This is a genomic window from Acinetobacter nosocomialis, from assembly GCF_041021905.1.
Taxonomy (GTDB): domain Bacteria; phylum Pseudomonadota; class Gammaproteobacteria; order Pseudomonadales; family Moraxellaceae; genus Acinetobacter; species Acinetobacter nosocomialis.
In genome coordinates this window covers 1,643,610-1,661,330 of the sequence record NZ_CP157432.1, presented here as the reverse complement: position 1 = coordinate 1,661,330, position 17,721 = coordinate 1,643,610, and the positions used below count along the sequence as shown (strand labels likewise).

The following is a 17,721-nucleotide window of genomic DNA, read 5'->3' as shown; positions in this document are numbered from 1 at the left end:
CTTTATTTTGTGGTAACTTTATAGCTCAAATCTATAGTTTTAAGGGAAACAGGCTCAAGGAATTAAGATGGAAATAGATGAAGAACTGACCCTTAAAAAATACAGATTTTTTTAGCTTTTATGCGCTGTGGCAATTTGTCTAAAACCGCGGCAGAAATGCAGCTCAGTAATGTCAGCGTTCATAAAGCACTACACTCTTTAGAAAGCGCTTTACGTTGTCCTCTTTTTAAAAACGAAGGCCGTAACCTCATTCCTTTAAAAAGTGCTTATGTATTTGAAGAGCGAGCGCAAAAAATCGTACAAGACATTTTTATCACCGTAAATAAAACTAGAGAAGCTGCAGGCTTTGCAGCTAAGGTTTTACATTTAGGTTCCCTTTATTCGTTGACGGTAAACACCATTCCAAATGTAATTAGCGGTCTTAAACTCAGACGTAGTGAGCTTGATATTCAATTATTACTCAGTTCAAATCAGGATTTGGTGAAAAAGCTTAAAGCAACTGAACTTGATGCCATTATCGTGGCTTTAAATGAAACCACTCAAGATGATGACTTTGAAATTTTACCAATGTTTTCAGACGATATCTTTCTGGCAGTCAATAAAGACTCTAAATATGCTGAGTTTAAAGATATTGATTTAAGCCTTTTAAAAGAAGAAACTTTTTTAACTTTAACCAAGGGTTTTGCAACTCATAACGACAGTGACATCATTTTTAAAAAAGCTGGTTTTTCACCTAAAGTTGCTTTACAGGTCAATGATATTTTTACCCTCATTAGTATGGTCAGCTCAGGGGTAGGTTTTGCTCTATTACCCGGTCGTATTTCTGCCGTCTATGAAAGTTCGGTCAAACTTATTCCACTAAAACAGCAATACCACATGCAACAAGAAATTGGTCTGGTCTTTTTAAAAAGTAAAGAGCGCGATCCAAACTTACTTGCTCTCATTGCTGAATGTCGTATGTTTGCGTCTAACTTTAAAAGATAGATATCGGCAACTTATTAAAGAATAATCAGTTGCCGTTATAGGATTTTCAAAAATTTATCCAAAAATCGCATTAACCGTTAAGAAGAAGACAGAAGGTCCAAGTAAGCACCCTAGTCCTGTATAAAAGGTTGCAACTAAAGCGCCATAAGGTACCAATCGAACATCAGTGCCAGCTAGGCCTGCTGCGGTGCCACTGGTTGTTCCTGCCAAACCGCCAAAGACCATGGCAGAGCGTGGACTTTTTAAATACATAAATTTCGCAAGCAGTGGCGTCCCTACCATAAAGAAAACTGACTTGATTAATCCAATCGCAATAGAAAGTGCGATCACATCAGAGCTTGCGCCAATTGCGGTTCCTGTAATCGGACCCACAATATAAGTCATTGCGCCTGCACCGATCGTTGTCATAGAAATGGGATCTCGATACCCCATGCCCCATGCAACCAGAACCCCGATTGCAAAAGGCACAACGCAACCAAGCATTAATGCAATTAGACCAATTTTGCCTGCTTTCTTCACTTCTTTCACATCAACTTCAAATGCAGTTGAAGCAATAGCCAAATCACGAATCATGGCTCCGCCCAACAGCGCAAAACCAGAAAAAATAGCGATGTCAGAAACACCTTTGGTTCCTTGGGTATAAACCCCTGCAAAGTAAGCAACAACCAAACCTAAAGTAATCGCGATTGCAGAGCTTTGTAGTTTTCCCTTCGTCAAATATTTTGAGAGTAGATGGGAAACAAACATCATTAAACCCGTTACGGCAAGAGCAGTAACTAATGCATTTTTTGATAACACAGCAATTATAGCGTCCATCATTTAATTCCTTTTTGATTGAACTTTTTGTAGTTTATATTTGCTTAGGCTATTTTTTCCTTACTTTCTAACGTCCATTCATAAGTTTCATAGTCGCCACTAATTCTATTTAAATAACGGATGACTAAAACCGTGCCAATTAACGATGCAATAGAGACAATTAGCCCTAACATGCCACCTGATAAAGCTGCAACGACATTTTGACCTGCCGACATCGCAACAACGATTGGAATATACATACCAGACCAATATAAAACGCCAAATTGTGTGACTTGAGGTAAGTAACCTTTTCTTGCCAACAATTCTTTAGACAAAATTAAGAGAATCATTGAAATAGCAACGCCACCGACATTTGCTTTAACACCTAATAACATGCCTAAGGTGTTACCAAGATAGTCGCCTAATAAATGGCAGATCGCTAATATTGCTGTTCCATAAATAATCATTGTAAATCCCTCATATCCTTGGGTTATTACTCAATTTTTAATTTGTATTGTAATTACAAAGAAGCTTTATTTTCGTTTTGCATTGCCAATTGAATGCTGTCTAAACGTGTTCCCTGAAATGACAATACAGTTCCTTCTTTAAATGTTCGACGTGCAAGTGTAGTAAGCACCGTTCCCGGTAAAGCTTCGATCTGCAACCTTACACCTCGCTCCCATGCAGCTTGGATGGTACTTTCCCAATCTACAGTTCGACTCATATTAAAAGCTAAGTCATCTCTAATCTGTTCTGGGCTGCTAAGTGTACGAGCCGTTGAACCACTTAAATATCGAATTTTAGGTTGATTTAAAGTGACTCCCTCCATAGACGCTGCAAGTTGCTTTGCTTGCTGACTTAATAATTCACAGTGCGATGGCACCGATACATCTAATTTTTTTGCCACCACACCTTGTTGCTTTGCCAAAATAGCAACTTGGTTCATGGCTTCAAAACTTCCTGAAATAACGATCTGGTTATGTGCATTAATATTTGCGACAAACACCTCTGGCGTTATTTCATAAACTTGTTTCACCCATACTTCTACTACTGAACGATCTGCACCAATCAAGGCGGTCATACCATAGCCAACCGGATAGGCGTTTTGCATGAGTTCACCGCGATAGGCAACCAAACGAACGGCATCCTCAAAGGCTAAAACTCCTGCTACAACCGCCGCTGACCATGCACCAATTGATAAACCTGCAACATAATCTGGTGTTAAGTTTTCCGCAGTTAATAGTGCAGAACTCACCACACCGGAAATAAGCAAACACAGCTGTACTGCACGCGTTGACTGTAATGCTGCCGAACTGTCCAGCACCAAGACATCTTCTTTAAGTGCATCCGATGCACGCTCAAGGTATTCTTTGACCAGAGCGGTTTGAGGTAAACCGTGCAACATATTGCTTCGTTGCACACCTTGACCCGGATAGACCCAAATTGAAGCCATGATATCTGTTCCCTAATTCCATGGGTTTTCCACTAAAACAGCACCATCAGGACGTTTCAATAGAACTTTTCCGCTATTTCTCGCCCATTCTTTTAACGCCAAACCACCTTGTGGAAGTTGAAACTGTATATCCACATTGAGCCCGGCTTGGTGAAAATTTTCGAGTAGCTCAATCGCCTGCTTTTTAGCAAAAGGTTGTTCCGTTCGAATCAACAGATCTATATCACTTTGCGGGGTTACTGTTTTAATGCCTGTTGCCAGTTCAAACCCGAAACTTCCTGTATATCCCCAACATCCTGAAAAATTTTTCATAATGCTAGAAATGCTCTGTAAACGTTCTGCCAAGTGTTTAAAGTGACTTGGATTTACTTCAGCTAGTGCTTCAGGTTTAAGTTGTCTGCTAATTAGAGATCTTGGCATTTGCGCTGCATATCGTTGATAGCGAAATTGTCCTCTTATACCCACAGCCACCTGATCTTCAGGAGTAATTTCCCGTCGAATTACAACGGGATCACCGCGTAGTAACACCTCTTTCACCCAAAGTGGGGCATCATCGGCCAAGCAATCGACCGTCATACCCCACAGTAAATCATGGGCTTCAAGCTTAAGTTTCATGACCATTGCTCACGCAATAATTCACGGACCCTTTTAGACATTTGACGGTTTTGGCCGTGAAGTCTTTGTTCCAATCCTTTAGATTGATCAGCATTAATTTCTTTAAACGTTTGAGCAATCACCTGCTTCGCTAACAAAAGATCATCATTTGTCGGTTGTTCAGGGTTTTCAACAGATAGTAGTTCCGATAACAAACCAAGCGTGGCATAACTTTCAATGTCATAAGCCATTGGTGGAATGCTTGATGCCAATTGCTCTAACTCATCAACTGACCGTAAGGTAACGCGTGCAGCAGATTCTTTACCCATTGCATGCACCATAACACCTGAATCTTTTAAGGCAATAATACGATTGGCTTGATATCCATGCGCCAAAAAAGCACCAGACATCGACTTACCAACCAATAAACTCACAATTGGATGGCCTGCTAATCTGGCTCTAGCATAGCTATCTACTGCACCCGCTAAAGCTTGATGAATACCTAATAATTCTTCGCGGCGCCCATAGGCCTGACTTGGGACATCAACCAGACATAAAATACCGCGTTTAGTTTCAGCCTTTGCATCGGCTTGAATCACGTCATCAACTGCTTTTGCCAAGTTCCAGCCTTCCAAGAGTCCAACTTCACCTTGTTTTGCCCGTGGGAACAGATTATTGCTGTCTTGCACAACTGCAATCACACGCACCGCTTGCTGATCGATCTGACCATCAGCTACCCAAACAGAAGCTGGAAAACCTTCAACTGTCTTAAAATCCTGCGTGAGTGCTTTAAACCAATGCGCACCACGAGTAGAAGCTTTTAATGTATCAACGGCGATATTCATGCTTGTTCTCCTTGATACAAAGCTTGAACTTGTGCTGGGGTAATCTGTTCAGCAGTATCAACTTGTTGTAGCTTTTCTAAATAGAATGAGTAATTTGAACTACGGTGCTGCTGAGGCACACCTTGAGTTAAATAATCGATAACTTGCTGACGAATTTTCTGGCGATCATCATCTACATGAGCATCTACCAAACCACTCGCGAAGCGCTGGTTACCACCCGTAATACTCCATATAAATGGACGATCTTTGGCGTTATATTCTTGTACACCAGCTTCTTGTTCTATCACTTGGGGACCATTTAAACCTAAACGTCCTTCTTGTGTCATTACAATATAGCTACATAGTCCAGCTGCAATTGACATACCGCCGAAACACCCTACACTGCCTGCAACCACAGCAATCACGGGTTGATACTGACGTAAGTTCACAATTGCAGCCTGAATTTCAGCAATTGCAGCCAAGCCCAGATTTGCTTCTTGTAAACGAACGCCGCCTGTTTCTAAAAGTAAGATTGCTGCTGTTGGAATGCCTTTCAGATTGTCTTCAACCGCAAGTTCTAAGGCACCCGCAATTTTGGCACCGCCCACCTCGCCTAAACTTCCACCTTGAAATAAGCCTTCAATAGAAATTAGAACCACTGGGCGTTCTTGAATAGTTCCCTTTACAATCACTACACCATCATCGGCTTGCGGCACAATATTTTGCTGAACCAACCAAGGTGACATAACACGGGCAAATGGGTCGAGTAACTCTCGAAAAGTCCCTTCATCTAATAATGCTTTAGCACGCTCTCTTGCGCTGAGTTCAATAAAATCTTGTTTATTTAACAAGCTTTGAATATCAGTCATGGGCAATCTCCTCTAATGCTTGTTCCAGACGTAAGCGAACGACACCGGGAGTTGCACCAAAATCATGGATATCAATATTGACCGCTGGCGGTATTTGCGCAGTAAAAATCCGTTCAAAAAGATTGTGCCAACGTGCCGCACTGCCATCTACCGAAGTCACTACCTGAATAGAAGCTTTGCCTGTTTCACCAGGTTCCATCAAAATTTCTAAATCGCCCGAGCCAACACATCCTACTAGTGCTTTTTTTACAGGTGGCTTTGTCGCCACAAATTCAAAATGAAGTGTTTCCATAATCAAAATCCTTCTTTATTTTTTGACAGATGTCTGCTCAACACGATCTATAAATAATGTTGCTGCCAACAAATCTGCTGCACCACCAGCAGAGGCTTTCATCCGCAGCAGATCAATTTCTAAAAGATGCAAAGCACGTCGACCTTCCAAGCTTGAGCTGCCACCTAAATCGAGTACTTGCTGAGCACCTTGTTGCATACGCTTTAAACCGGATGTTCCCGAGCGATAAAGCACACAGGTATCGGTCAGGTCAGTCATCATGGCAAGTAATGCATCTAGACGAGCGAACTCTTCTTTCATGGGTTTACTGCGACTTTGATAAAGCTGCTTTAAACCAAAATTCACAATCGTTGGAAAACCTTGTTGTGCCTGTTCTTTGGCACCTAAGATGCCTAATTTTTTCTGTACTTGCTGGCCATGACTCAAAGCCTGCTTTGGAATAAAGCGATCTTCAAGCTGGGCAATCTGGCCTGCTAACTGGCATAGCTCAACAGCCGATAAATATTGTTGATTCGTGTGTGCTACTGCTGCTGCCGTAACCATTAACCCTAAGGCCCAAATTGCGCCGCGGTGTGTGTTGACGCCATTTGTTGCCAACATCATGGTCTTTTCACCTTGGCGACCAATTTCACCAATATCTTCACGCAAGGCCAAACAAACTTTTCCATGATGCTTTGCAGCTTGGGCCATTGCATCGAACATCGGCCCTAAACTTCTTGCAGAGCACTCCATTAATTCCAAAGTCAGGTCATCATGTGCACCACTACCACGGCGATCTACCAAAGCTGGTTTTGGTGTCAGATTCACTTCATCAATCAAAGCTTCTACTGCTATATCTGCCAAAATCTGACTATCGCTGAGCGTTTGATATTGAACTTGCGCCATCATTACCAACTCCTGAATTTTGCAGGTGGTTGATATAAACCATCTGACCATGTCACCAGGTCAGCAATATTTTTCGCCGCTAAAAGTTCACGTGTGGCATCGGTACGGCGAATACCTAAATCTTCAGGGAATACCACCAAACCTTCACGTCTTAAACGTGCAGTTGTTTTCGGATCTTGAGTTAAACCAATACTGGTCACACCTGCTACCGCAGCAATCATGGCTTGACGTTCTTCTTGGCTGCTTGCTTTATATAGATAAGCAATTCCTTCTTCAGTGAGTAAGTGAGTGACATCATCGCCATAAATCATGATCGGTGCTAAAGGTAAGCCTGCTGTTTTAGCCACATCAATCGCATCGAGACGATCTACAAAAGTTGGCTTACCACCCTCTTGGAAGGTTTCCACCATTTGTACAACTAACTTTTTACCACGTGCCAAATAGGTTTCAGTTTCATTGGCACCTTGCAAACGCATATCTAGCCATGCAGGTGTATCGTGACGACGACCACGCGGATCATGCCCCATGTTTGGTGCACCACCGAAACCAGCTAAACGGCCTTTGGTAACAGTCGAAGAATGGCCCATGCCATCAACTTGCAAAGTTGCACCAATAAATAAATCAACAGCGTATTGCCCTGCAAGCTGACACATCATACGGTTGGAACGTAAAGCGCCATCACGACCTGTAAAGAAAACATCAGGTCGAGCAGCAACATATTTTTCCATACCGAGTTCGGTACCAAAACAATGCACGCTTTCTACCCAACCTGTTTCAATGGCTGGAATCAAGGTTGGATGCGGATTCAGTGTCCAATTTCGGCAAATTTTTCCTTTTAAACCTAAAGTCTCACCATAAGTCGGTAAAATTAGTTCAATTGCCGCAGTGTTAAAACCAATGCCATGGTTTAGAGATTGCACATTATGCTTTTCATAAATTCCGCGAATAGCCATCATGGCCATAAGCACATGCACTGGCTTGATGTGTTTCGGGTCACGAGTAAATAAGGGTTCGATATAAAATGGCTGATCTGCCACCACCACATAATCAACCCAAGAAGCAGGAATATCGACACGTGGTAACTCTGAAACATCATCTACTAGTTCATTGACCTGAACAATAACAATACCGTCACTAAACGCCGCAGGTTCAATAAGTGCTGGAGAATCTTCGGTACTTGGCCCTGTATAGATATTGCCTTGACGGTCTGCCATAAAACCCGCTGAGAGGACTACATTTGGAATAAGGTCAACCACCAAACGTGAATACAACTCGATATAGGTATGAATGGCACCAATCTCTAATAGTCCATCTTCGATTAACTGGCTAATACGTAAACTTTGTGGGCCAGCAAAAGAAAAATCGAGTTTACGCGCAATGCCTTTTTCAAACAGATCGAGATGTTCCGAACGTCCCACACTTGGCATGATCATATGTAAATCGTGCAAAATATCTGGGTTGGTTTGTGCCAAAGAACGCGATAAAAAATCTGCCTGCTTTTGGTTATTTCCTTCGAGTACAACTTTGTCACCCGGTGTAATTAAGGTTTCTAAAACTTTAATAATGTCTTGAGTTGGAATGACTACACCATCGGTATATTGGTTTGCCATCTCTAGTTTTAGTTGTTTGGCATGACGCCGCTTTGTCCATAACCGTTCTTTATTCTGAACTGATCCTTCCATGTACTTACCTATAGATCGCAGTTTTGTTCTGAATCTATAAAAACGCTTTATGAAATTTCGATCAATCAACCTACATGAGTTGTTATTAACCTCAGGTTAACGATTAAATGTAAATTGACTAAAATGATCTGAAAGAATAAATCCAATAAACGTCGTGTATATCAATGCTTATTTAGAAAAAACGATGCTCAAATGTTTTGTGTCAAATTATCAGATGATAGAATATTAACCCTGATTATTCAGCTACAATTACTTGATAAGAAATAGTTTATGAAAAAGAAATATTGTTATGCCTGCCACCAGAAACACCTCAACATTTTCAAGCTGAGCTGTTGATACTTGCTTACTATATAAAAACTCAGCACCCAGACTCATCTATTAACACATATAATTAAAGGCTCTCATGCTTCAAAACACCATGCACCGCCAAGTATTAATTTTGGCGAGTTCCCAATCACTTTTTCAAACTGTTTCTATCATGGTCATGACCATTGGTGGCTTGGCTGGGGCCAATATCTCAAATACCCCTACACTTGCAACCCTACCCATCGCATCTATGTTTTTGGGTACAGCTTTAATGATGTTCCCTGCTTCAATGTTGATGGCACGTATAGGGCGGCGTAACGGTTTTCTATTCGGTGCTTTTTTAGGTGTGCTCGGCGGCATTATTGCATCAATCGGTATTTTTTATAGTTCACTCATACTTCTTGCCTTAGGCACACTATGTGTTGGCGCATATCAATCCTTCGCTCAGTTTTATCGTTTTGCTGCTAGTGAAGTTGCAGATGATGCATTCCGTTCACGTGCTATTTCTTGGGTGATGGCAGGTGGAATTGTTGCAGCACTGATTGGCCCAACTTTAGCCCGCTTTGGTGGACCCTTATTCCAACATGTGGAATATATCGGTTCATTTTTAATTATTAGTATCATTTCACTTGTGGCAATGGGCATTTTATCTAGCCTACATATTGCCGATACAGTTGAGCAAAATTCTGACTTTACTGCTGGTCGCCCGTGGCATCAGATTGTCTTTCAACCCACTTATTTGGTTGCTCTGTTTGGTGCAATCACAGGTTATGGCATTATGATTTTATGTATGACTGCTACACCCATTGCTATGCGACATTCACAGCATGAACTAGGCACGATTACGACAGTCATTCAATTGCATGTACTTGGTATGTTCCTACCTTCATTCTTTACTGGAAACTTAATTGCTCGCTTTGGTGTGCTTAAAATCATGTTTGCAGGTCTTTTATTATTTGCCTGCTATATCGGATTTGCTCTCTCAGGTATTCAGTTCACATCTTTTGCTATTTCTTTAATTTTATTAGGCGTGGGATGGAACTTTTTATTTATTGGCAGTACTTCTTTACTCACAGGAACTTATTCTGCGATTGAAAAAGCCAAGGCCCAAGCCATTAACGACATGACCGTTTTTGTTGTCGGTTTGATTTGTTCGTTTAGTGCAGGTGCTTTACTGGATTTATTTGGCTGGAAAGCAATGAACATAGCGTTAATACCATGGTTGATGATTGCCGCAGCTTCTCTCTTTTGGCTAAGCCAAAAAAGAGAAAAGCAGTTTGTTTAAATCTTTTCTATCGAGGTTTATTCAACATCCATTCCAGATTTTGGCGAACCGCAGGCCACTCATGTTTTAAAATGCTATAAACATGAGTGTCCCGTAAAATATCATCTTTCACAATTTGATGGCTTCTTAGCACACCATCGAGCTTTGCACCTAAGCGTACAATCGCGGCTTGACTTTGAACATTTAAAGAAGATGTGCGTAATTCAACCGCAATACAGTTTAAAGTCTCAAATGCATGGGCTAACAGTAGTTTTTTACATTCAGTATTGACAGGTGTACGCTGTGCAGATTTGCGGTACCACGTCGAACCAATTTCGACACGGCGATGCGCTTCTTCAATATGCATTAAAGTTGTCATGCCAAGCGCTCGTCCCGTTTTTCGGTCTTCAATATAAAATGGCAACATAGAACCAGATTTTTGTAAACCAAGACGTCTTTCAATTTCAGCAGTCATCTGTTCAGGTCTTGGCACACGGGTATACCAAAGATTATAGAGTTCCCCATCGCAAACGGCCTCTGCCAGCGATTCAGCTTGAGTGACATCTAGTGGCTTTAAAATAACGTGTTCGCCTACCAACTCAACAGGTGTAATCCAAGCCATCTTTATCTCCTCCATTAATATTAAGCTTTTATATTTCCAAAGTTATTTATTTAAATCAGCCACACTATACATAGCGTCTGCTATGGTTTGATGACCAGATTTTGATAGGCCATCTGCCGCACCTAAAATGTCTCGACGTTCTTTGTTTTGCCCCAATTTTAATTGGCCTTGAAGCTTAGTAATTTCAATTTCTATTCCCACAATCGCCTTTAACATCGGTTCAAGATAGTCCTTTGGTGCATCTGACATTTTCCAGGGTTCAGGTTGAGAAGCTTCATGGCTACGGGTTAAACGAGCCACCACACCGCGAACATAACGTTCATCATCGTGAACTGTTACTTTGCCATAAGCATGCACAACCCTATAATTCCACGTCGGCACTTGTCTGTGCTGTTCATGTTTGGATGGGTACCAGTTTGGTGAAATATAAGCATCACCGGCTTGGAACACGACCAACACCTCATCTCCATTTTTAATGTTATGCCAGACAGGATTCACTCGAGACACATGCGCATGTAGAGCGCCAAACTTCCCTTCATTTTTCTGAAGTTCAAAAGGAAGATGGTTTGCATCTAAGCCATTACTTCCATGAGTAAAAAGCACACCAAACGGATATTCTGTAATAAGAGAATGCAAAACATCCAAACGGTTTTCTGCATAATCATCGGGGATATACATGGCTCAAAACCTCACTGTAAATCTCAGGGTTATTTATATTTTGTGTTGTAAATTTTCTGGTTTATGTGGTTTATTAAAAAGAACCACTTTGTATTTTTTTAAGTAGACCAGAATTATGGCAAGAATGGCAAAAGTTGTTGAACTTCCGTCGATTGCAAAGATTGATAAAAGCAAAGGAAAGATAAGTGCTCAACTGACCCAAGCCTTGCGTGAAGCTGTACAAAGTGGTGATTTACAACCCGGCGACCCTTTACCATCTTCGCGTGAGCTGGCTCAAACACTTGAAGTCGCTCGTGGAACAATTATCGAAGCTTACGATCAGCTTTTAGCTGAAGGTGTTTTTTCTTCACAAGCCCGAATTGGCACTTATGTATCACATGCCTTAACTAAAAAAACTGTATTGGAATCTTCCCAGAAAGAAACAATTTCTAGCTCCATCCCTTTAACCAAATCAGCTCTTTGTTATGCCGAGGTACTCAAAGAGTTTAAACCCCTTCCTCATGCCCCTTTTGCAGTGTCTGTTCCGATTGCTCGTACTCAACCGAGTGATATTTGGCGTAAGTTTGGTAATAAATTTAGATCTCGAGGGGCTGGTGCTCCGTCAGGTTATGGTGAACCTCAAGGGGTGTTATCATTAAGAATCGCTATAGCAGACTATGTACGTCGATCCCGCTCTGTACACTGTGAACCTGAACAAATCGTGATTACACCAGGCATTCAACAGGCACTTTATATTTGCAGCCAGATTTTATTTGAAACGAAAGATGAAGTCTGGATAGAAGATCCGGCTTATCGTGGTACCACAGCCATTTTTGAACATGCCGTAAAAAATATCCGTACGGTACGTGTTCCTGTCGATGAAGAAGGTATTCAAGTTGAAACTGGGATTAAACTTTCAAAACATGCGCGTGCTGCTTTTGTGACACCATCTCACCAATATCCACTTGGCATGCCAATGAGTCTAGCAAGACGCACAGCTTTATTGGCTTGGGCAAAACAGCAAAAAGCATGGATCATTGAAGATGACTATGACAGTGAACTTCGTTATAACGGCCAGCCCTTTCCATCTTTACAAGGTATGGCACCCAACCAAGTCATTTATCTTGGCACTTTCAGCAAAGTTCTATTTCCATCGCTTAGGCTTGGCTATGCCGTATTGCCTAAAGAACTGGTGGCACCTTTTTGTGGGCTCAGAGTATTAATTGATAGACACCCACCTGCTGCTGACCAACACGTTTTAGCTGCTTTTATTCAAGAAGGCTATTTAGAACGACATATTCGACGTACTCGACATGTTTATGCGGAAGTTCGGCAATACATTATTGGCTTGATTGAAAAACATATACCTCAAGAACTGGCTTGGTTACAGCCGGGTGATCAAGGCATGCATATGGTGTTATGGCTTGCTCATCATATTAATGATATTGACGTTGCAAGCTCGGCAGTCGATGCAGGTATTGCCGTTAAAGCAATTTCACCAACATTTTCAAAAGAGCAACAACGTCCGGGTTTAATTGTTGGCTTAGGTGATTTTGAACCCGAACAGATGCAACAAGCCATTAAAAAACTATCAAAAATTATTCAACAACATGACAAACCGTCTTAACCCAAGCTTACAACATCAACCATAGATGAATCGCAAATGGCCCAATCAACACCATTAAAATACCAGCGATGACCATAGTTAAACTCGCAATTACACCTTCTTCACTATTTCTTTGCTGTGCTCTGACTGTACCAAAACCATGAGCTGCATTACCAAAGGCAGCTCCATTTGCTACATTAGAACGGATTTTAGTAATCGCTAAAATCGCATCGCCGCAAATCATACCAACCAAACCGGTAATAACGGTAAATAGTGAAACCAATGCTGCCGAACCGTGAATATCTTCCGCTAGAATCATGGCAAATGGGGTTGAAATAGAACGTGCCATCAAACTGTTGGTCACTTCAGGGCTAAAATGGAACCACTGTGCCATCTCATAGGCAGACATCACACCTACACTCATACCCACAATAATCGCAATCGAAAGAACCCCAAGGTTTTTACGAATTGTTTCCCGATAGCGATAAATTGGTACAGCAAAAGCAACCGTTGCTGGTCCTAACAAATTAACAATCCACTGCGTATCTTCTGCATAAGTTTGATATGAAATTCCAAAAATCGTCATCAAAATAATGGTGAGTACAGGCACACTAATTGCGGGTGATAACCAAAGTTTTGGATTTTTCTGATAGATTCGCTTTGCCACCACATAGGCAACCAAAGTCCAGATGAGACAAAGAATTGACCAAATATTCATGTCGTTTTGCTCTCTAGATATGCTTATGTTGAAGACGTTTTCGAGCTTGTAAATAAGCTTTTAAACGATTGTAATAGTGAATAGTCAGCGAAGTACTTAGCATGACTAAAATAGTCCCAATGGCAATACTCAAGACAATTTGCCATCCTTCGGTCATAAACAGCGTTTTATACTGAACTACGGCAACTACAACGGGCACGAAAAACAGTAATAGCTCACCTAAAACCACAGTTGCTCCCATTGCTACCTGATCCATTTTGATAATTTTAAAGAACAGACATAAAAGCAATAAAAACATACCTAAAATACCCGCCGAGACAGGGACGCCGAGTTTTTGATGTAAGAGATATCCGATCCACCAAAATCCAGCCAAAATGAGAATTTGTTTAACTAATACGAACAGTGATGGTTGTAAGGGTGTTCCAGAAGCAGATTCAGTACTCATTTTTCGAAATTAAATGGTTAACTACATCATTATGCTATCTTGGTTAAAGCTGCTAAATATGAATTATTCATGTTAATATTATTCCAAAATGGAATAATCTATTCTTTATTATGCTTTCTCTAAAATCATTACAGTGCTTCGTTACACTGGTAAAAACTAAAAGTTTTACTCGCACTGCTGAAGAGTTATATTTGACTCAGCCCACCATTAGTAAAATATTACAACAACTCGAAGAACAGCTTCAGGTACAACTTTTGGTCAAACCCGATCATGGACGAAAAAGACAAATTGAATTAACGGAAATTGGAGAGCGTATTTATCAACATGCGGTCGAGCTTCTTAAGGCAGAACAAAACATCTTTCTTGAAATAGAAAACTATCAACAATTAAAAACAGGTACTTTAAAACTTGGCGTTCCACCTTTAGGTTCCCAGATCCTAACAACAGCCCTGTTTGACTTTCATCGCCAATGGCCAGCTATTGAATTAGCTTTTATGGAAGTGGGTTCACGTGGTATTGAACAAGCTTTACTCAATAACGAGTTAGACGTTGGCGTTTTATTGCAGCCTTTTGATGAGCAAACTTTTAATAGCATTGAGCTATGTAACTACCCTTTAATGGTCCTTTTGCGTCGTGATGCCACTTGGGCAACCCGCAAAAAAATAAATTTAGAAGAGCTACAACACCAATCGTTTTTAATGTTTCCTGAAAATTTCTCTTTAAACAGTATTATTCTCGATGCCTGTAAGCAGCATGGTTTTTACCCAACCATTGCTTGCCGTACCAGCCAGTGGCATCTTTTGGCAGATATGGTGTTACAACGTATGGGGATTGCGCTTCTCCCCCAATATTATACCGACATGCTTGACCCTAGTTTATTTGCAGCAGTACCACTTGAAAAACCAAATATTCAGTGGCACTTAGTCATGGCTTGGAAAAAAAATCTTCCTGTCTCACCAGCGGTACAAGCGTGGCTGAACATTGTTCGTGAGCATTTCCAGCACGTTAAGCCTTAACTTTGAACACTGAAATGGCTTAATTCAAAAACCAATAAAGCTTTTCCACAAAAAAGCTACCCAATCTTGGCTTAGCTCACTTAGACTAGATCCGATTGTTTTATGACATGGACAATAACAATGAATAATGAGCATTTTAAGCTATACACAGATTCACAATTTCTAAGCCCCTATGCGTTTACTGTTTTTGTAGGGCTACATGAAAAACAAATTCCATTTGAAATAGCGACCATCAACTTAGGCCAGCAAGGCCAATTTGAAAAATCTTATGTAGCAAAGTCATTAACTGCCAAAGTGCCTGTACTTGAGCATAACGATTTTGCCTTATCAGAATCTTCTGCCATTTTGGAATATCTCGAAGAGCTCTATCCAGACACAGCTATTTATCCAAAAGATATTCAAGCACGTGCAAGAGCACGTCAAATTCAAGCATGGCTTCGATCAGACTTAGTGGCACTAAGAACAGAACGTCCAACCGATGTTATTTTTATTCAGCCCAAGTCCACTCCACTTTCAGAAGAAGGCAAAAAAGCAGCCGAGAAACTTTTCTTTGTTGCAGAAAAACTTCTTGCGTCTGATGCCGAATTTCTTTTTGGTTCATGGAGCATTGTAGATGCTGAACTTGCCCTGATGTTGCAACGCCTTATTCAAAATGGTGATGCTGTACCAGAGCACCTAAAAACCTATGCATTACAGCAATGGCAACGTCCGAGCGTACAAAAATGGCTTGCCTTGCGACATAACTAAACCCTTATATTTACACCAAACATGAGATAAAAAATGAGTGATTCAAACTATATTCCTCCACAAGTTTGGCAATGGACTGGAGAAAAAACCGATTTAAACCAACCTACCTCAGGTGCTCGTTACGAACATACACTTCCAGTAGGAAAACATCCGCTCCAGCTCTACTCTTTAGCAACGCCTAATGGTCAAAAAGTCACTATTTTGCTTGAAGAGCTTTTAGCGTTAGGACATAAAGATGCTGAATATGATGCTTGGCTGATTAAAATCGGAGAAGGACAGCAATTTGGCAGTGGCTTTGTAGACATTAATCCAAACTCTAAAATTCCGGCATTGGTTGACCATAGCCAAAACCCGCCATTAAGAGTGTTTGAGTCTGGCTCAATTTTGCTTTACTTGGCTGAAAAATTTAAAGCGTTTATTCCGACTGATATTGCTGCACGTACTGAATGCCTCAATTGGTTATTCTGGCAAATGGGCAGTGCACCTTACTTAGGTGGCGGTTTTGGGCATTTTTATGCTTATGCACCCTTAAAAATTGAATATGCGATTAACCGCTTTGCAATGGAAACAAAGCGTTTACTTGATGTGTTGGATCAGCATCTGGCAAAAAACGAATATTTGGCTGGTTCTGAATATTCGATTGCTGATATTGCGGCATTCCCTTGGTATGGTGGTCTTGTTAAAAACTGGGTATATAACGGCGCGGAGTTTTTAGGTGTCGATCAATATAAAAATGTTCAACGTTGGGCAGATGCGATTTTAGCGCGCCCTGCGGTTCAACGTGGCCGTATGGTCAACCGTACTTTTGGTGATTTAGCTACACAGTTACATGAACGTCATGATGCGAGTGATTTTGAGACCAAGACTCAAGATAAATTGCAGAATCAGTCTTAAAAATATCATTCAGTTTTTGACTTACCCGCAAGATATATCATTTTTGCGGGTATTCAAAGTTGGCAAAATAACTCGTATATAACTCACTCAGCCAAGCAACAAAAACTCGTACGCGTGGCGAGAGCTGCCGATGCTGCGGATATAAAGCAGAAACTGACATCTTCGGGATTTCCCACTCAGATAAAACCTCAACTAGCCGCCCATTTTTTAATTCATTTACCACATGGTAGCGCGGTACTTGAATTAAGCCAGCCCCTTGTAAGGCAGATAATACATAGTTTTCAGCGTCATTTACCGCGATCCAACTTTTCAAAAAATAATCTTGTTTTTTGCCATTCACCATCAATTCAAATGGATAATTCCGTCCGCCTGATGTCGAAAAGAAATTGACACAATAGTGTGATAACAACTCTTCTGGTTGCTGCGGCATTCCATGTTTATTTAAATAGTCAGGACTCGCACAAATCACTTGTGGCATATCCACCAAATGTCTAGCAATTAAAGTGGAATCATCCAAACGGCCCGCTCTCACCACACAGTCTATCCCTTCCCTAATCAGATCAACCAAGCGATCACCCGTACTAATTACCAGTTCAATGTCGGGGTACAACTCGTGAAATTGATCAATATTAGGTAAAACAATTTTAGTTGCATGTGCGCCTGATAAATCGACACGTAATAAACCACGGGGCTGAGCAATTACATTGCGTAAAGATGATTCTGCATCATCGAGTTCCGATAATATTTGTGTACAGCGTTCATAAAATGCCTGTCCATCTAGTGAGGGTCTTACATGCCGAGTCGTCCGCTCTAATAAACGGCACTGTAAATTACTCTCTAACTCTTTAATGGCATTACTTGCTGTAGCACGTGGGATATTCAGTTGATCGGCTGCCTGACTAAAGCTTCCCAGCTCTACAATACGGGTAAAAAGTTGTAAGGTATCAAATTTATCCATGGAGCTCGCTTTTAATCCTATCTATTATTAACGCATATGGAATTATCTTATCCAATTCCAACGATTTATCCCATATTTCTATATTATTAAAATAAGCCATACTTACTCAA

18 protein-coding genes and 2 pseudogenes are annotated in these 17,721 nt (G+C 41.0%); 6 read left to right on the top strand and 14 right to left on the bottom strand.

What is annotated here, in order from left to right:
• Positions 1 to 67 precede the first annotated feature (67 nt).
• Positions 68 to 984: pseudogene (locus ABLC00_RS07665) on the top strand (LysR family transcriptional regulator).
• Between the two features lie 54 nt (positions 985 to 1,038).
• On the opposite strand, the gene madM reads toward ABLC00_RS07665, so the two are convergent.
• The 9 genes and pseudogenes from madM to mdcA form a co-directional block, all read right to left on the bottom strand.
• Positions 1,039 to 1,800 carry a malonate transporter subunit MadM gene (gene madM / locus ABLC00_RS07660; protein WP_002133212.1) on the bottom strand — a complete coding sequence of 254 codons (762 nt, stop codon included), beginning with the start codon at positions 1,798 to 1,800 and terminating at the stop codon, positions 1,039 to 1,041.
• Positions 1,801 to 1,844: 44 nt separating this feature from the next.
• On the bottom strand, positions 1,845 to 2,246 hold the full coding sequence (gene madL, locus ABLC00_RS07655; protein WP_000587899.1) for a malonate transporter subunit MadL: 402 nt from the start codon (positions 2,244 to 2,246) through the stop codon (positions 1,845 to 1,847).
• A 53-nt stretch (positions 2,247 to 2,299) separates the two neighbouring features.
• Positions 2,300 to 3,232, bottom strand: coding sequence for a malonate decarboxylase subunit epsilon (mdcH, locus tag ABLC00_RS07650; protein ID WP_033846353.1), 933 nt, complete (start codon positions 3,230 to 3,232; stop codon positions 2,300 to 2,302).
• A 12-nt stretch (positions 3,233 to 3,244) separates the two neighbouring features.
• Positions 3,245 to 3,853: a malonate decarboxylase holo-ACP synthase gene (locus ABLC00_RS07645; RefSeq protein ID WP_080775660.1), complete on the bottom strand. Its 609-nt coding sequence runs from the start codon at positions 3,851 to 3,853 to the stop codon at positions 3,245 to 3,247.
• Positions 3,844 to 4,671 (bottom strand): biotin-independent malonate decarboxylase subunit gamma, encoded by an 828-nt coding sequence (gene mdcE / locus ABLC00_RS07640; RefSeq protein ID WP_033854265.1) that lies wholly within the window; start codon positions 4,669 to 4,671, stop codon positions 3,844 to 3,846. Before mdcE ends, ABLC00_RS07645 begins: the two co-directional genes overlap by 10 nt.
• Positions 4,668 to 5,519, bottom strand: a complete 852-nt coding sequence (locus tag ABLC00_RS07635) for a biotin-independent malonate decarboxylase subunit beta (protein ID WP_033846355.1) — start codon at positions 5,517 to 5,519, stop codon at positions 4,668 to 4,670. Before ABLC00_RS07635 ends, mdcE begins: the two co-directional genes overlap by 4 nt.
• The gene (locus ABLC00_RS07630) at positions 5,512 to 5,811 is read right to left on the bottom strand and encodes a malonate decarboxylase subunit delta (protein WP_032011867.1); all 300 of its coding nucleotides are present in this window, start codon (positions 5,809 to 5,811) and stop codon (positions 5,512 to 5,514) included. The genes ABLC00_RS07635 and ABLC00_RS07630 overlap by 8 nt, the downstream gene beginning before the upstream one ends.
• 2 nt (positions 5,812 to 5,813) lie before the next feature.
• Positions 5,814 to 6,699, bottom strand: a pseudogene (locus ABLC00_RS07625) (triphosphoribosyl-dephospho-CoA synthase).
• Positions 6,699 to 8,378, bottom strand: coding sequence for a malonate decarboxylase subunit alpha (gene mdcA / locus ABLC00_RS07620; RefSeq protein ID WP_033854266.1), 1,680 nt, complete (start codon positions 8,376 to 8,378; stop codon positions 6,699 to 6,701). The pseudogene ABLC00_RS07625 and the gene mdcA overlap by 1 nt, the downstream one beginning before the upstream one ends.
• 403 nt (positions 8,379 to 8,781) lie before the next feature.
• On the opposite strand from mdcA, the gene ABLC00_RS07615 reads away from it, so the two are divergent.
• A complete protein-coding gene (locus ABLC00_RS07615; RefSeq protein ID WP_033846358.1) occupies positions 8,782 to 9,969 on the top strand; it encodes an MFS transporter in 1,188 nt (395 codons plus the stop codon).
• 7 nt (positions 9,970 to 9,976) lie between these two features.
• On the opposite strand, the gene ABLC00_RS07610 is transcribed toward ABLC00_RS07615, so the two are convergent.
• A complete protein-coding gene (locus tag ABLC00_RS07610; RefSeq protein WP_017392935.1) occupies positions 9,977 to 10,570 on the bottom strand; it encodes a GNAT family N-acetyltransferase in 594 nt (197 codons plus the stop codon).
• 42 nt (positions 10,571 to 10,612) lie between these two features.
• Entirely contained in the window at positions 10,613 to 11,248 is a 636-nt protein-coding gene (locus ABLC00_RS07605) for an FMN-binding negative transcriptional regulator (RefSeq protein ID WP_033846359.1), read from the bottom strand.
• A gap of 115 nt (positions 11,249 to 11,363) precedes the next feature.
• On the opposite strand from ABLC00_RS07605, the gene ABLC00_RS07600 reads away from it, so the two are divergent.
• Positions 11,364 to 12,854: a PLP-dependent aminotransferase family protein gene (locus ABLC00_RS07600; RefSeq protein WP_033846360.1), complete on the top strand. Its 1,491-nt coding sequence runs from the start codon at positions 11,364 to 11,366 to the stop codon at positions 12,852 to 12,854.
• A 7-nt stretch (positions 12,855 to 12,861) separates the two neighbouring features.
• On the opposite strand, the gene ABLC00_RS07595 is transcribed toward ABLC00_RS07600, so the two are convergent.
• Entirely contained in the window at positions 12,862 to 13,551 is a 690-nt protein-coding gene (locus ABLC00_RS07595) for an LrgB family protein (protein ID WP_004887631.1), read from the bottom strand.
• Positions 13,552 to 13,564: 13 nt separating this feature from the next.
• Complete coding sequence (locus ABLC00_RS07590) at positions 13,565 to 13,996, bottom strand: CidA/LrgA family protein (RefSeq protein ID WP_017392937.1); 432 nt, start codon at positions 13,994 to 13,996, stop codon at positions 13,565 to 13,567.
• 110 nt (positions 13,997 to 14,106) lie between these two features.
• On the opposite strand from ABLC00_RS07590, the gene ABLC00_RS07585 reads away from it, so the two are divergent.
• The 3 genes from ABLC00_RS07585 to yghU all read left to right on the top strand — a co-directional run bounded on the left by ABLC00_RS07585 (position 14,107) and on the right by yghU (position 16,653).
• Entirely contained in the window at positions 14,107 to 15,012 is a 906-nt protein-coding gene (locus ABLC00_RS07585) for a LysR family transcriptional regulator (RefSeq protein ID WP_033846361.1), read from the top strand.
• Between the two features lie 120 nt (positions 15,013 to 15,132).
• On the top strand, positions 15,133 to 15,759 hold the full coding sequence (yfcF, locus tag ABLC00_RS07580) for a glutathione transferase (RefSeq protein ID WP_033846362.1): 627 nt from the start codon (positions 15,133 to 15,135) through the stop codon (positions 15,757 to 15,759).
• 33 nt (positions 15,760 to 15,792) lie between these two features.
• Positions 15,793 to 16,653: a glutathione-dependent disulfide-bond oxidoreductase gene (gene yghU, locus ABLC00_RS07575; RefSeq protein ID WP_032011860.1), complete on the top strand. Its 861-nt coding sequence runs from the start codon at positions 15,793 to 15,795 to the stop codon at positions 16,651 to 16,653.
• A 37-nt stretch (positions 16,654 to 16,690) separates the two neighbouring features.
• Here yghU and ABLC00_RS07570 read toward each other — a convergent pair whose 3' ends face one another.
• Complete coding sequence (locus ABLC00_RS07570) at positions 16,691 to 17,611, bottom strand: LysR family transcriptional regulator (RefSeq protein ID WP_033846364.1); 921 nt, start codon at positions 17,609 to 17,611, stop codon at positions 16,691 to 16,693.
• Between the last annotated feature and the right edge of the window lie 110 nt (positions 17,612 to 17,721).

Coding starts and splice junctions, on each gene's coding strand:
- madM (WP_002133212.1), bottom strand. CDS start 1,800: ATGGACGCTATAATTGCTGTGTTATCAAAAAATGCATTAGTTACTGCT.
- madL (WP_000587899.1), bottom strand. CDS start 2,246: ATGATTATTTATGGAACAGCAATATTAGCGATCTGCCATTTATTAGGC.
- mdcH (WP_033846353.1), bottom strand. CDS start 3,232: ATGGCTTCAATTTGGGTCTATCCGGGTCAAGGTGTGCAACGAAGCAAT.
- ABLC00_RS07645 (WP_080775660.1), bottom strand. CDS start 3,853: ATGGTCATGAAACTTAAGCTTGAAGCCCATGATTTACTGTGGGGTATG.
- mdcE (WP_033854265.1), bottom strand. CDS start 4,671: ATGAATATCGCCGTTGATACATTAAAAGCTTCTACTCGTGGTGCGCAT.
- ABLC00_RS07635 (WP_033846355.1), bottom strand. CDS start 5,519: ATGACTGATATTCAAAGCTTGTTAAATAAACAAGATTTTATTGAACTC.
- ABLC00_RS07630 (WP_032011867.1), bottom strand. CDS start 5,811: ATGGAAACACTTCATTTTGAATTTGTGGCGACAAAGCCACCTGTAAAA.
- mdcA (WP_033854266.1), bottom strand. CDS start 8,378: ATGGAAGGATCAGTTCAGAATAAAGAACGGTTATGGACAAAGCGGCGT.
- ABLC00_RS07615 (WP_033846358.1), top strand. CDS start 8,782: ATGCTTCAAAACACCATGCACCGCCAAGTATTAATTTTGGCGAGTTCC.
- ABLC00_RS07610 (WP_017392935.1), bottom strand. CDS start 10,570: ATGGCTTGGATTACACCTGTTGAGTTGGTAGGCGAACACGTTATTTTA.
- ABLC00_RS07605 (WP_033846359.1), bottom strand. CDS start 11,248: ATGTATATCCCCGATGATTATGCAGAAAACCGTTTGGATGTTTTGCAT.
- ABLC00_RS07600 (WP_033846360.1), top strand. CDS start 11,364: ATGGCAAGAATGGCAAAAGTTGTTGAACTTCCGTCGATTGCAAAGATT.
- ABLC00_RS07595 (WP_004887631.1), bottom strand. CDS start 13,551: ATGAATATTTGGTCAATTCTTTGTCTCATCTGGACTTTGGTTGCCTAT.
- ABLC00_RS07590 (WP_017392937.1), bottom strand. CDS start 13,996: ATGAGTACTGAATCTGCTTCTGGAACACCCTTACAACCATCACTGTTC.
- ABLC00_RS07585 (WP_033846361.1), top strand. CDS start 14,107: ATGCTTTCTCTAAAATCATTACAGTGCTTCGTTACACTGGTAAAAACT.
- yfcF (WP_033846362.1), top strand. CDS start 15,133: ATGAATAATGAGCATTTTAAGCTATACACAGATTCACAATTTCTAAGC.
- yghU (WP_032011860.1), top strand. CDS start 15,793: ATGAGTGATTCAAACTATATTCCTCCACAAGTTTGGCAATGGACTGGA.
- ABLC00_RS07570 (WP_033846364.1), bottom strand. CDS start 17,611: ATGGATAAATTTGATACCTTACAACTTTTTACCCGTATTGTAGAGCTG.